The 12,824-nt window shown below is 61.4% G+C and carries 14 protein-coding genes; all 14 read right to left on the minus strand.

What is annotated here, in order from left to right; translation table 11 throughout:
* Window positions 1-23 precede the first annotated feature (23 nt).
* Entirely contained in the window at window positions 24-1,499 is a 1,476-nt protein-coding gene (der, locus tag HX851_RS40030) for a ribosome biogenesis GTPase Der (RefSeq protein ID WP_177057849.1), read from the minus strand.
* Between the two features lie 278 nt (window positions 1,500-1,777).
* Entirely contained in the window at window positions 1,778-2,929 is a 1,152-nt protein-coding gene (gene bamB, locus HX851_RS40035; RefSeq protein WP_177065214.1) for an outer membrane protein assembly factor BamB, read from the minus strand.
* Entirely contained in the window at window positions 2,922-3,563 is a 642-nt protein-coding gene (locus tag HX851_RS40040) for a YfgM family protein (protein ID WP_177057851.1), read from the minus strand. The genes bamB and HX851_RS40040 overlap by 8 nt, the downstream gene beginning before the upstream one ends.
* A 41-nt stretch (window positions 3,564-3,604) precedes the next feature.
* Window positions 3,605-4,894, minus strand: coding sequence for a histidine--tRNA ligase (gene hisS / locus HX851_RS40045; protein ID WP_177065212.1), 1,290 nt, complete (start codon window positions 4,892-4,894; stop codon window positions 3,605-3,607).
* 23 nt (window positions 4,895-4,917) lie between these two features.
* Window positions 4,918-6,027, minus strand: a complete 1,110-nt coding sequence (ispG, locus tag HX851_RS40050; protein WP_177057853.1) for a flavodoxin-dependent (E)-4-hydroxy-3-methylbut-2-enyl-diphosphate synthase — start codon at window positions 6,025-6,027, stop codon at window positions 4,918-4,920.
* 3 nt (window positions 6,028-6,030) lie between these two features.
* A complete protein-coding gene (locus tag HX851_RS40055; RefSeq protein ID WP_177057854.1) occupies window positions 6,031-7,023 on the minus strand; it encodes a RodZ domain-containing protein in 993 nt (330 codons plus the stop codon).
* Window positions 7,023-7,781 carry a type IV pilus biogenesis/stability protein PilW gene (pilW, locus tag HX851_RS40060; protein WP_177057855.1) on the minus strand — a complete coding sequence of 253 codons (759 nt, stop codon included), beginning with the start codon at window positions 7,779-7,781 and terminating at the stop codon, window positions 7,023-7,025. Before pilW ends, HX851_RS40055 begins: the two co-directional genes overlap by 1 nt.
* A gap of 18 nt (window positions 7,782-7,799) precedes the next feature.
* Window positions 7,800-8,942, minus strand: a complete 1,143-nt coding sequence (gene rlmN, locus HX851_RS40065; RefSeq protein ID WP_177057856.1) for a dual-specificity RNA methyltransferase RlmN — start codon at window positions 8,940-8,942, stop codon at window positions 7,800-7,802.
* A 28-nt stretch (window positions 8,943-8,970) separates the two neighbouring features.
* Window positions 8,971-9,396 carry a nucleoside-diphosphate kinase gene (gene ndk / locus HX851_RS40070; protein WP_007916882.1) on the minus strand — a complete coding sequence of 142 codons (426 nt, stop codon included), beginning with the start codon at window positions 9,394-9,396 and terminating at the stop codon, window positions 8,971-8,973.
* 89 nt (window positions 9,397-9,485) lie between these two features.
* Complete coding sequence (iscX, locus tag HX851_RS40075; RefSeq protein ID WP_017123703.1) at window positions 9,486-9,686, minus strand: Fe-S cluster assembly protein IscX; 201 nt, start codon at window positions 9,684-9,686, stop codon at window positions 9,486-9,488.
* A 15-nt stretch (window positions 9,687-9,701) separates the two neighbouring features.
* Window positions 9,702-10,043 (minus strand): ISC system 2Fe-2S type ferredoxin, encoded by a 342-nt coding sequence (gene fdx / locus HX851_RS40080; protein ID WP_177057857.1) that lies wholly within the window; start codon window positions 10,041-10,043, stop codon window positions 9,702-9,704.
* Window positions 10,044-10,045: 2 nt separating this feature from the next.
* The gene (gene hscA, locus HX851_RS40085) at window positions 10,046-11,908 is read right to left on the minus strand and encodes a Fe-S protein assembly chaperone HscA (RefSeq protein WP_177057858.1); all 1,863 of its coding nucleotides are present in this window, start codon (window positions 11,906-11,908) and stop codon (window positions 10,046-10,048) included.
* A gap of 51 nt (window positions 11,909-11,959) precedes the next feature.
* Window positions 11,960-12,481: a co-chaperone HscB gene (hscB, locus tag HX851_RS40090; RefSeq protein ID WP_177065209.1), complete on the minus strand. Its 522-nt coding sequence runs from the start codon at window positions 12,479-12,481 to the stop codon at window positions 11,960-11,962.
* Between the two features lie 8 nt (window positions 12,482-12,489).
* The gene (iscA, locus tag HX851_RS40095) at window positions 12,490-12,813 is read right to left on the minus strand and encodes an iron-sulfur cluster assembly protein IscA (RefSeq protein WP_010565230.1); all 324 of its coding nucleotides are present in this window, start codon (window positions 12,811-12,813) and stop codon (window positions 12,490-12,492) included.
* Window positions 12,814-12,824: the final 11 nt, after the last annotated feature.

The raw sequence follows: 12,824 nt of genomic DNA on the forward strand, positions 1-12,824 counted from the left end.
AGCGCCCGTTTTCCAGCCCTGTATCAGCGTTTTTTGTCGCGACGCTTTTTATCGGCCTTCTTGTGGTGCGACATCATCCGGCGCTTCTTGTTGACCTGGCGGTCGGTCAGTGCCGTCTTGTTGCCTTCGTACGGGTTATCGCCGCCCTTGAATTCGATGCGGATCGGCGTCCCCACCAGCTTCAGCACGCGACGGTAGGTATTTTCCAGATAACGCACGTACGACTTCGGCACCTTGTCGATCTGGTTGCCGTGGATCACGATCAGCGGCGGGTTGGCCCCACCCAAGTGCGCGTAACGCAGCTTGATCCGGCGGCTGTTGACCATGGGCGGCGCATGTTCGCTCACCGCATCTTCGAGGATCTGGGTCAGGCGGCTGGTCGGCCAGCGGGTGACCGCCGACTTGAACGAGTTCTGCACCGATTGGTACAGGTTGCCCACGCCCGTGCCGTGCAAGGCCGAGATAAAGTGGATATCGGCGAAGTCGACGAAGAACAGCCGGCGTTCCAGCTCGATCTTGACGAAATCACGCTCGCCGGGGGTCATGCCGTCCCACTTGTTCAGCGCGATGACCAGCGCACGACCGGACTCCAGGGCGAAACCGAGCAGGTTGAGGTCGTGGTCGACCACCCCTTCCCGGGCGTCCATGACGAAGATCACGACGTTGGCGTCCTTGATCGCCTGCAGGGTTTTCACCACGGAGAACTTTTCGACTTCCTCGTGGATCTTGCCGCGCTTGCGCACACCGGCGGTGTCGATCAGCGTGTACTTCTCCTCGTTGCGTTCGAACGGGATGTAGATGCTGTCGCGGGTAGTGCCCGGCTGGTCGTAGACGATAACCCGGTCTTCACCGAGCATGCGGTTGACCAGGGTCGACTTGCCGACGTTCGGCCGACCGATAATGGCGATCTTGATGCCATCCTTCTCGCTCGGACCAGGAATGCGCTTGGCTTCTTCACCCTCGGCGACTTCTTCGGCTTCGCCGTCTTCCGGCTCTTCCTCGTCGTCTTTCGGGAAATCGCGCAGGGCGATTTCCAGCATCTGGGTGATACCGCGACCGTGGGCACCGGCGATCGGGATCGCATCACCCAGGCCCATCGGGCTGAACTCGGCGCGGGCCATGTCCGGGTCGATGTTGTCGACCTTGTTGGCGACCACGTAGGAACGCTTGTTACGCTTGCGCAGGTGCTCGCCGATCATCTGGTCGGCGGCGGTGAAGCCGGCCTTGGCATCCACCAGGAACAGCACGACATCGGCTTCTTCAATGGCCAGCAGCGACTGCTCGGCCATTTTTTCGTCCATGCCATGCTCGTCGCCGGAGATGCCGCCGGTGTCGATCAGGATATAGGAGCGCCCTTGCCACTTTGCCTCACCGTATTGGCGATCACGGGTCAGACCGGACAAGTCGCCGACGATGGCATCGCGAGTCCTGGTCAGGCGGTTGAACAAGGTGGACTTGCCGACGTTCGGTCGGCCCACCAGGGCGATTACGGGAACCATGCGGCTCTCCACTTCGTTATTTCAGAAAATACAAAAGCCGCTGCGAGGCAGCGGCTGGTGCTCGGGGCAGCACCGAAGGGTGCCGCAAACCTCGTGAAACGAGGCCGCCTGGGGTTACCCCCAAGCATAGTCAAACCTGTTTTTGCGCCTGAAGTGCCTGCGCTCGATCATGCGGCGTTGAAGATCAGTTCGCAATGCTCATTGACAGACGTCAACTCCGCTTGCTCACTAATCTTCGCCTTGCCTGATCTTCGCTCGGCGACTTCAGGAGCTAAAAACTACTTGATGGTCAGGGCTTCCAGTTTGCCGCTGTTGCCATACACGTAAATCATGTCACCTACCACCAGCGGACGGGCACGCAGGCCGTCGCTGTCGATACGCTCGCGACCGACGAAGCGACCGTCCACCTGGCTCAGCAGGTGCAGGTAGCCTTCGAAGTCACCGACCGCCACATAGCTGGAAAACACTTCCGGAGCCGACAGCTGACGGCGAGCCAGGGAGTCGTTGCTCCAGATCGCGGTGGTGGAACGCTCGTCGACACCTTCCACGGTACCGGACGCCAAGGCAACGTAGACGCTGCCGAAGCCCTGGGCGACACCCGCATAGCTGGAAGCATCACGCTGCCAGAGTACGCGACCGCTTTCCAGGTCCAGTGCGGCCATGCGGCCCTGGTAGCTGGCGACATACAGGGTGCCGCCGGACAACAGCAGGCCACCGTCGATATCGACCACGCGCTCCAGTTCCGAACGACCTTGTGGGATCGCCACGCGGGTTTCCCAGGCCGGCACGCCGTTCTGGGTATCCAGCGCGACCACCTTGCCGCTCGACAGACCAGCCACCGCGAGGCGGTTGGTCACGATCGGCGCACCGGTACCACGCAGGGTCAGTACCGCCGGGGTGCTGTCGTACAACCAGCGCTGGTTGCCGGTGGCGGCATCGAGGCCGATCACGCGGTCATCCTGGGTCTGTACCACCACCACGTCACCGTTGGTGGCCGGCGGAGCGAGGACTTCACTGGTCACGCGAGCGCGCCATTTCTCTTCGCCGCTGCTGGAATCCAGGGCAATGATCTCACCCTTGAGAGTGCCCATCAGCACCAGGCCGTAGCCGACGCCGATCGCACCGGAAACCGGCAGTTCCAGGTCTTTTTTCCACTTCACGTCGCCGTTCATGCGGTCCATCGAGACCACCACGCCGGTCGCATCGGCCGCGTAGATGGTATCGCCGTCAACCGCCGGCACCAGCATGTTGTAGATCTTGCCCTGGCCATCACCGATGGAGCGGCTCCACTGCTTCTGCAGAACCACTTCTTCCTTGAAGGAAGTCAGCTCGGCCGGTGGCAGTTCTTTCTTGCTGTTGCTGCTGCAACCCGCGGCCAGAATGGCCAGAGCCAGCAATGCTGCATGTTTCCAACGGATCACGTCACGCATCCCCTTTGGCCAAGTCGTCGAGCTTGATTTGTAAGCCACCGACCGCCGCTTCATCAGACAGCGCCGCCTTGGCCTTTTGGTACGCAGCATGGGCTTCATCGGTACGACCCAGTTGAACCAGCAGGTCCCCCTTGAGCTCTTCGCGACTGGCCAGGAACGCCTTGTCAGCATCGCCGTCGAGCAGTTTCAGTGCGTCGTCGACCTTGTTCTGTGCCGCCATCACCTGGGCCAGGCGCTGACGCGCGACTTCACCCAGGGTGGCATTGACCGGTTTGTCGACCACGGCCTTGAGCTCGGCGGCGGCATCGTCCAGCTTGCCGGTGTCGACCGCGACCTTCGCGACGAACAGGCTGCCGTACTGCGCGTAGGCGCTGCCACCGAACTGGGTGTTGAGCTTGCCGGCCAGGTCCGCGACGCGCGCAGGGTCAGGCTTGCCGTCAGGCGTCAGCGTGGACTCCAGCAGCTCCTGATAGAGCACCGAGGCGCCTTGCGACTGGTTGCCCTGATATTTGTGCCATGCCTGCCAGCCGAACACCACCACCAGCGCCAACAGGCCGCCGGTGACCAGGGGTTTGCCGTTGCGCTGCCACCAGTCCTTCAACTCCGCCAGCTGATCATCTTCGGAACTCGACACCCCAATACTCCTTATTCTCTAAATCGGCTGTTTTTACAGCTTCAACCCTGCACGACGCAGGTGGACAAGTGCTCGGAAAGAGCATCCCAGGCAATGCTTTGTTGCTCGCCCTGGCCACGCAGGGGTTTGAAACCTACCACTTGCTGAGCCAATTCGTCGTCTCCGAGAATCAAGGCGTACAGCGCACCACTCTTGTCAGCTTTCTTGAACTGGCTCTTGAAGCTACCGGCGCCGGCATTGACCTGCAGACGCAGGTTCGGCAACTGGTCGCGGACTTTCTCGCTCAGGGCCAGTGCCGCCAGTTCGGCAGCCTCGCCGAACGCGCACAGGTAGACATCGACCTGGCGGGCAATCTCTTGCGGCACCTGCTCCAGGGTTTCCAGCAGCAGGATCAGGCGCTCGATGCCCATGGCAAAACCCACGCCGGGGGTCGGCTTGCCGCCCATCTGTTCCACCAGGCCGTCATAACGACCACCGGCACACACGGTGCCCTGGGCGCCCAACTGGTCGGTGACCCATTCGAAAACGGTCTTGCTGTAGTAATCCAGGCCGCGCACCAGCTTCGGATTGATCACGTACGGAATACCGGCGGCATCCAGGCGGGCCTTGAGGCCTTCGAAGTGCAGGCGGGATTCTTCGTCGAGGTAATCGGCGAGCTTCGGTGCATCGACCAAGACCGCCTGGGTATCGGCGTTCTTGGTATCGAGCACGCGCAGCGGGTTAGTTTTCAAGCGGCGCTGGCTGTCTTCGTCCAACTGTTCGAGGCGCGCCGAGAGGAACTCCACCAGCGCTTCGCGATAACGGCCACGGGACTCGCTGGTGCCCAGGCTGTTGAGTTCGAGCTTGACCGCGTTGCGGATGCCCAGCAGGCCCCACAGGCGCCAGGTCAGCACGATCAGCTCGGCGTCGATGTCCGGACCGTCGATATTGAAGACTTCGCAACCGATCTGGTGGAACTGGCGATAACGACCTTTCTGCGGACGCTCGTGACGGAACATCGGGCCGATGTACCAGAGCTTCTGTGGCTGGCCACCACCGGTGATACCGTGCTCCAGCACTGCACGCACACAGGCCGCGGTGCCTTCCGGACGCAGGGTCAGGGAATCGCCGTTGCGGTCCTCGAAGGTGTACATCTCTTTTTCGACGATGTCGGTCACTTCACCGATGGAACGCTTGAACAGTTCGGTGAACTCGACGATCGGCATGCGGATCTGCTTGTAACCGTAGTTATCCAGCAAACGCGCGACGGTGCCCTCGAAATAACGCCACAGCGGCGTCTGCTCGGGCAGGATGTCGTTCATGCCACGAATGGCTTGCAAAGACTTGCTCACAGATTTTCCTTAAATTCTTCGTTTCAGCCGCGGGCGATCAGCGCCGCGTCGGCCTCGACCTTTTCGGCCGCCTTCTGCCGGATCAGCCTTTCCAGCTCATCCACCAGGTTGTCATTCGTCAGTTTCTGCGCCGGCTTGCCGTCGATGTAGATCAGGTTCGGTGTGCCGCCGGTCAAGCCGATATGGGCTTCCTTGGCTTCACCGGGACCGTTCACCACGCAGCCGATCACCGCGACATCCAGCGGCACCAGCAGGTCTTCCAGGCGCCCTTCCAGCTCGTTCATGGTCTTGACCACATCGAAGTTCTGCCGCGAGCAGCTCGGGCAGGCGATGAAGTTGATGCCACGGGACCGCAGATGCAGGGACTTGAGGATGTCGTAGCCGACTTTCACTTCCTCGACCGGGTCGGCCGCCAACGAGATGCGAATAGTATCGCCAATCCCTTCGGCCAGCAGCATACCGAGGCCAACCGCCGATTTCACCGTGCCTGAACGCAAACCACCGGCTTCGGTGATGCCCAGGTGCAACGGCTGGACGATTTCCTTGGCCAGCAGGCGGTATGCAGCGACGGCCATGAACACGTCGGAAGCCTTTACGCTGACCTTGAAGTCCTGGAAGTTCAGGCGCTCCAGGTGCTCGACATGACGCAGCGCGGACTCCACCAGCGCCGCCGGGGTCGGCTCACCGTACTTCTTCTGCAGGTCCTTTTCCAGGGAACCGGCGTTGACGCCGATACGGATCGGGATCCCGCGATCACGGGCGGCATCGACCACCGCGCGCACACGGTCTTCACGACCGATGTTGCCCGGATTGATCCGCAGGCAATCCACACCCAGTTCGGCCACGCGCAGGGCGATCTTGTAGTCGAAGTGGATATCGGCGACCAGCGGCACCTTGACCAGTTGCTTGATCCGACCGAAGGCCTCGGCGGCGTCCATGTCCGGCACGGAAACCCGGACGATGTCGACGCCCGCGGCTTCCAGGCGGTTGATCTGGGCCACGGTTGCGGCCACATCGTTGGTGTCGCTGTTGGTCATGCTCTGCACCGCGATGGGCGCATCGCCGCCCACCGGCACCGAGCCGACCCAGATTTTACGCGATTCGCGACGCTTGATTGGAGATTCGCCGTGCATGACTTATTGACCTAGCTTCAGGCGAGCGGTCTCGCCACTGGTGAACGGTGCGATATCGACCGCCTGACCGTTGTACGTGATCTGTGCACCCTTGGCGTAGCCCAGGCGCACCGCGAACGGCGGCTTGCCACTGGCTTCAAGGGTATCGCCCTTGCGCTTGAGGCCGCTGAACAATACCTTGCCGCTGCCATCGGTGACCTGGGTCCAGCAATCGGCAACAAAAGTCACATGGATCTGCCCGGCACCCGCTACCGGTGCGGCGGCCGGTGCACCATTGACCGGTGCGCTCGGCGACACCGGCGAAACCGGGCTCGGCGCAGGCTGCGGTGGTACCACCAGCGACTGCGCGGCATGCGGAACCGGTACTACGGCCGGCGTGGCCGGGGCCGCTGGAGCAGTCGGTGCCGGGGCTTCGGCCTGGGTTTCGCTCGAAGGCTCGGCCGGCGTCGCTTCAGGGTTGGACTGGTTTTGCGCGACAGCCTGGTCTTCCGGCTCGTCGATCGGATGAATCTGGGTGGTGCCGTCGGCGCTTTCGACTTCGACGTGCTCCATGCTGATCGCGGCCTGGTCCTTGGAGCGCAGGCTGGCCTGGTCCTGCCACCAGACAAAACCGCCGCCGATCACGGCAATCAGCAGCAACAGGCTGACAATCCGCAAAATGGTATGGGAAACCCGCACCGGCTCTTCGATCCGGCCCAGCGCATGCACGTTGCTACCCTGGGAGTCGGTCCCGGTGCACTGGTCGAACTGCTGCACCAGCACGGTCTGGTCCATGCCCAGCAGCTTGGCGTAGGCACGGATGTAACCGCGAGCAAAGGTATGCCCCGGCAGCTTGTCGAAGGCTCCGGCCTCCAGGTTACTCAACGACGTCGTGGTCAGATTGAGCTTCAGGGCCACCTCGGCCAACGTCCAACCATTGCTTTCGCGGGCCTGACGCAGGGTCTCACCGGGGTTTACGCGAGTCGCTGCTACAACTTCTGGATGCGCCGCTTTCATCATTGCTCCGACAGGTATTGCTGATATTCCGGCGTACCGGGATAGAGTCGTTTTAATTGCAGGCCGTAACTGGCGACCTTGTCGCGATCTTCATAAATCTTCGCCAGTCGAATACCGAGCAACAGACTACGTGCATTCTGCTCGCTCAGCAGGCTAAAGCGATCGTAATAATCGCGTGCGGGCACATAATGCCTGTCTTCGTAAGACAACTCAGCCATTTCCAGCAAGGCGCGTGGCTGTTGTCGGTTCAGGCGCAGGGATTTTTCCAGGTTCTGCCGCGCGTCGTCGCGATTGCCGAGGGCCAGGGCGGTCAGGCCGAGGTTCTCGTAGACCCGCGAACGCTCGGGATACAGGCTGTCGGCAGCCGCCTGTTCGAAACGCTCGTAAGCCTCCTTGTACTGCTTGCGCTCGTACAGGAAGCCACCGTAGTTGTTGAGGATCCGCGCATCGCCCGGACGGGACGACAGCGCCTTGCGAAAATGCTGGTCCGCCAGGTCCCACTCCATCTCGGACTGGAACACCAGGGCCAGGGCCGCGTTGGCGTCGGGATCGGAGCTGTTCAACTCCAGGGCCTTCTTGAGCGGGACCTTGGCCTGCTCGGTCTGCCCCTGCTGCAGGTAGCCGATGCCCAGTTGCACATAGGCCGTACGCGCTTCATCACGCCCCTTGCTGGTACTCATCGGGTCGATATTGCCCGAAGAAACGCAGCCGGCCAGCAGGCCGGCAAAGAGTACAAGGAGCGCAGTGCGCACGGTCATGGAGATCCTCTCTCGGGTTCAGTTCGAAGCGCTTTTCGGCATATCGGCGTCGGCGCTCAGTTCACGCACCGCGATATAACGTTCGCTGCGGCGGGTGCGATCCAGCACCTGCCCGACCAACTGCCCGCAGGCAGCATCAATGTCTTCACCACGGGTGGTACGCACCGTGACGTTGTAACCGGCCTGGTGCAACAGATCCTGGAAACGCCGGATCGCATTGTTGCTCGGGCGCTCGTAGCCCGAATGCGGGAACGGGTTGAACGGGATCAGGTTGATCTTGCACGGTGTATCCTTGAGCAGCTCGATCATCTCGACCGCGTGTTCGACCTGGTCGTTGATGTCCTTGAGCAAGGTGTATTCGACGGTCAGGACACGCTTCTCGCCGAGGGTCGACATATAGCGACGGCACGATTCGAGCAGCATCTTAAGCGGATACTTCTTGTTGATCGGCACCAATTGGTTACGCAATGCGTCATTCGGTGCGTGCAGCGACAACGCCAGGGAGACGTCGATGTGCTCGGCCAGCACGTCGATCATCGGCACCACGCCGGAGGTCGACAGGGTCACGCGGCGCTTGGAGATGCCGTAGCCCAGGTCGTCCATCATCAGGCGCATGGCGGCGATGACATTGTCGAAGTTCAGCAGCGGCTCACCCATGCCCATCATCACCACGTTGGTGATGGCACGGTCGATGGTGGCCGGGACGCTGCCGAAGGATTTGTTGGCAATCCACACCTGGCCAATGACTTCGGCGGCGGTGAGGTTGCTATTGAAGCCTTGCTTGCCGGTGGAGCAGAAACTGCAGTCCAGGGCACAGCCTGCCTGGGACGAAACGCACAAGGTGCCGCGTTTGCCCTGGGGAATGTAGACGGTCTCGACGCAGCTGCCGGACGCCACGCGCACCACCCACTTACGGGTGCCGTCGGTGGAAATGTCCTCGCTGACGATTTCAGGACCGCGAACCTCAGCAACAGCCTTGAGCTTTTCGCGCAAGGCCTTGCTGACGTTCGTCATGGCGTCGAAATCATCGACGCCAAAGTGGTGAATCCACTTCATGACCTGACCGGCACGGAAACGCTTCTCCCCGATTGAGTCGAAGAATTTTTCCATTTCCGGTTGAGTCAGACCCAACAGGTTTGTTTTGCCGATCGATGTAGTCATGGTTTCACCCTCACTCGAAAGCCTTTGCTTAGCGAGTGGTTACTTCGGTAGCTGCGAAGAAGTACGAGATTTCGCGAGCAGCAGCGGCTTCGGAGTCCGAACCGTGTACAGCGTTGGCGTCGATGGAGTCGGCGAAGTCAGCACGGATGGTGCCGGCAGCGGCTTCTTTAGGGTTGGTGGCGCCCATCAGCTCACGGTTCAGAGCGATAGCGTTTTCGCCTTCCAGAACCTGGACAACAACAGGACCGGAGATCATGAAGGCAACCAGGTCGCCGAAGAAACCACGAGCGCTGTGCTCAGCGTAGAAGCCTTCGGCTTCGGCTTTGGACAGTTGCTTGAGTTTCGAAGCAACAACGCGCAGGCCGGCTTTTTCGAAACGGGTGGTGATCTCGCCGATGACGTTTTTTGCAACAGCGTCAGGCTTGATGATGGAGAAAGTACGTTGAACAGCCATGGTGTAACTCCAGAAACGATAATTTGCGAAAAATTAAACCCGCGAATTATACGCGGGTTCTTGGGTATTGCCTAACTTGCAACGCGGGATCAGTCGCGCTCTTCAATCCAGTGAGCCTGAATGGCCTCCAGGATCTTCTCGCCACAATGTTCCGGTTTGTCGTCGAACTCCGGCAGCTCCATGACCCACTTGCGCAGATCGACGAAATTGACCGACATAGGGTCGACATCGGGTTTGCTTTCCGCCAGCTGGATGGCGATTTCCAACACATCAGTCCACTTCAGACTCATGGTAGTTCCTCAAAATCAGTGTGGGGCTTCCGCGGCGTGGTTGAGCGAATACTTGGGAATCTCGACCGTCAGGTCTTCGGTGCCGACAATCGCCTGACAACCCAGGCGCGACTGCGCCTCCAATCCCCAGGCACGATCCAGGAAGTCCTCTTCCAGCTCATCGGCCTCTTCCAGCGAATCGAAACCTTCACGGATGATGCAATGGCAGGTGGTGCAGGCGCAGACGCCGCCACAGGCGCTTTCCATCTCGATATGGTGTTCATGCGCCAGATCGAGGATCGAAGTACCGGGCTCAGCCTCTACTACCAACCCTTCCGGGCAAAACTTCTCGTGGGGCAGAAAAATGACCTGCGGCATCGTTATTCCTCAATCTCATTCAGGTTGCGTCCCGCCAGGGCGGCTTTCACCGTCGAATCCAGGCGGCGGGCGGCAAAGGCATCGGTCACTTGCGACAGACGCTTGGTCTGCTGCTCGATGGCATAACCATCGGTGCCTTTCATCAATTCACTCAATTCCTGCATCTGCAGCTCGATGACCATGCGCTCCTCGGCATCGAGCAGGCGCTCGCCGTCGGCTTCGAGAGCGCCCTGCACCGCTTCGATCAGGCGCTGGGCATCGACCTGCTGCTCGCGCAGCACACGGGCCACCTTGTCGTCGCCGGCATACTGGAACGAATCCTTGAGCATCCGGGCGATTTCGCCATCGGTCAGACCGTAGGACGGCTTGACCTGGATACTCGACTCCACACCCGAACCCAGCTCGCGGGCCGTGACATTGAGCAGGCCGTCGGCATCGACCTGGAAGGTCACGCGGATCTTCGCCGCACCGGCGACCATTGCCGGAATACCGCGCAGTTCGAAGCGCGCCAGGGAACGGCAGTCACTGATCAGTTCACGCTCACCTTGCAGCACGTGAATCGCCATGGCCGACTGGCCGTCCTTGTAGGTGGTGAAGTCCTGGGCACGGGCGACGGGAATGGTGGTGTTGCGTGGAATCACCTTCTCCATCAGCCCGCCCATGGTCTCCAGACCGAGGGACAGCGGAATCACGTCGAGCAGCAGCAGTTCGCCGCCGTCGCGCTTGTTGCCGGCCAATGTATCGGCCTGGATCGCGGCACCGATGGCCACCACCTGATCCGGGTCGATTTCGGTCAGCGGCTGGCGACCGAACATCTCGGCGACCGCCTCGCGTACGCGGGGTACACGGGTCGAACCGCCGACCATGACCACCGCATGCACGTCTTCAAGCTCGACATTCGAGTCACGTACCGCACGCCGGCAAGCCTTGAGGCTGCGGGCGATCATCGGCTCGATCAGCGCGTCAAAGGCCTCACGGGTCAACTGGGCACGCCAGTCGCCATGGACCACCTCGACCGCAGCCACATCGGTCAGCGCTTCCTTGGCCGCGCAGGCCGCCTGCAACAGGCTGCGCTGGGCACCCGGATCGAGGTCGGCGGACAAACCCGCCTGCTCGATGATCCAGCCGGCGATCGCGTGATCGAAGTCATCACCGCCCAGAGCGCTGTCGCCGCCGGTTGCCAGGACCTCGAAAACCCCGCCGGTCAGGCGCAGGATAGAAATGTCGAAAGTACCGCCGCCCAGGTCGTAGATCGCCACCAGACCTTCGGCATGCTGATCCAGGCCATAGGCCACGGCCGCGGCGGTCGGCTCGTTGAGCAGGCGCAACACGTTCAGGCCGGCCAGTCGGGCCGCGTCCTTGGTCGCCTGGCGCTGGGCATCGTCGAAATAGGCCGGCACGGTGATCACCGCGCCGACCAGTTCGCCACCCAGGGTCGCCTCGGCGCGCTGACGCAGCACCTTGAGGATATCGGCGGAGACTTCAACCGGGCTTTTCGGACCCTGCACAGTGTCGATGAACGGCATGTGCGATTCACCGCCGACAAAGCGATAAGGCAGTTGCTCGCCCAGTTGCTTGACGTCCGCCAGGCCACGGCCCATCAGGCGCTTCACCGACAGCACGGTATTGAGCGGATCACTGGCAGCCGCCAGCTTGGCCGACTGGCCGACTTCGACGCGGTCGGCGTGATAGCGCACCGCGGACGGCAGGATCACCTGCCCGTCAGTGTCGGCCAGAGGCTCGGAAAGGCCGCTGCGCAAGGCAGCAACCAGGGAATTGGTGGTGCCCAGGTCAATCCCGACCGCCAGGCGACGCTGGTGCGGTTGAGGGCTTTGGCCGGGTTCGGCGATCTGCAGTAGAGCCATGGTAATCAGGTCTTATCTGTCTATCAGGCGTGCAACACGGGCAGCACTGGGTTAATCGTCGAGGCGCTCTTCTAGCTGGCGCACTTCGTAGGTGAGCTTGTCGAGGAACTGCATGCGCCGCATCAGGCGCTCGGCCTGTTCGCGTTGCGCGGCATCGTTCCAGCAGGCTGCGAAGCTGTCGTTCAATTCATCCTGGGCCGCTTTCAGGCGCCGCTTGAACGCGGCGATACCCGGCAGATCGGCATCGTCCTGCAGGTCTTCCAGCTCTTCGCGCCATTGCATCTGCTGCATCAGGAAGTCCGGATCGTGCACCGTGACCTCCGACGGCAGCTCGCGACCGCCCATGGCGAGCAGGTAGCGCGCACGCTTGGGAGGGCTCTTGAGCGTCTGGTAGGCCTCGTTGAGGCTCGCGGATTGCTCCAGGGCCAGCCGTTGCTCACGCTCGGAAGCGTCGGCAAAGCGGTCCGGATGAACGGCGCGCGCCAACTCTCGGTAGCGCGCGGCCAACTGTTCGAGGTCCAGCGTGAAACTCGGCTGCAACTCGAATAAAGCGAAATGACAAGGAGTACCCACGAATAGCCTCAGATGTTGAAGCTTTCGCCGCAGCCACACTCACCGCGCACGTTGGGGTTGTTGAACTTGAAGCCTTCGTTCAACCCTTCCTTGACGAAATCCAGCTCGGTGCCGTCCAGGTACGTGAGACTTTTCGGGTCGATGATCACTTTCTCGCCGTGACTCTCGAACACCTGGTCTTCCGCTACCACCTCATCGACGAACTCCAGCACGTAGGCAAGGCCGGAACAGCCCGTGGTGCGAACACCCAGACGAATCCCTTCACCTTTGCCGCGCCCGTCAAGGGAGCGTCGCACGTGTCGAGCAGCCGCTTCTGTCATGCTGATAGCCATCGTGACTCCTT

The organism is Pseudomonas gingeri, from assembly GCF_013385635.1.
Lineage (GTDB): Bacteria > Pseudomonadota > Gammaproteobacteria > Pseudomonadales > Pseudomonadaceae > Aquipseudomonas > Aquipseudomonas gingeri_A.

What these genes read in the sequence shown, in the direction of transcription:
- der (WP_177057849.1), bottom strand. Translation starts at nt 1,499, where the DNA reads ATGGTTCCCGTAATCGCCCTGGTGGGCCGACCGAACGTCGGCAAGTCC.
- bamB (WP_177065214.1), bottom strand. Translation starts at nt 2,929, where the DNA reads ATGCGTGACGTGATCCGTTGGAAACATGCAGCATTGCTGGCTCTGGCC.
- ispG (WP_177057853.1), bottom strand. Translation starts at nt 6,027, where the DNA reads ATGCACGGCGAATCTCCAATCAAGCGTCGCGAATCGCGTAAAATCTGG.
- HX851_RS40055 (WP_177057854.1), bottom strand. Translation starts at nt 7,023, where the DNA reads ATGAAAGCGGCGCATCCAGAAGTTGTAGCAGCGACTCGCGTAAACCCC.
- pilW (WP_177057855.1), bottom strand. Translation starts at nt 7,781, where the DNA reads ATGACCGTGCGCACTGCGCTCCTTGTACTCTTTGCCGGCCTGCTGGCC.
- rlmN (WP_177057856.1), bottom strand. Translation starts at nt 8,942, where the DNA reads ATGACTACATCGATCGGCAAAACAAACCTGTTGGGTCTGACTCAACCG.
- ndk (WP_007916882.1), bottom strand. Translation starts at nt 9,396, where the DNA reads ATGGCTGTTCAACGTACTTTCTCCATCATCAAGCCTGACGCTGTTGCA.
- iscX (WP_017123703.1), bottom strand. Translation starts at nt 9,686, where the DNA reads ATGAGTCTGAAGTGGACTGATGTGTTGGAAATCGCCATCCAGCTGGCG.
- fdx (WP_177057857.1), bottom strand. Translation starts at nt 10,043, where the DNA reads ATGCCGCAGGTCATTTTTCTGCCCCACGAGAAGTTTTGCCCGGAAGGG.
- hscA (WP_177057858.1), bottom strand. Translation starts at nt 11,908, where the DNA reads ATGGCTCTACTGCAGATCGCCGAACCCGGCCAAAGCCCTCAACCGCAC.
- iscA (WP_010565230.1), bottom strand. Translation starts at nt 12,813, where the DNA reads ATGGCTATCAGCATGACAGAAGCGGCTGCTCGACACGTGCGACGCTCC.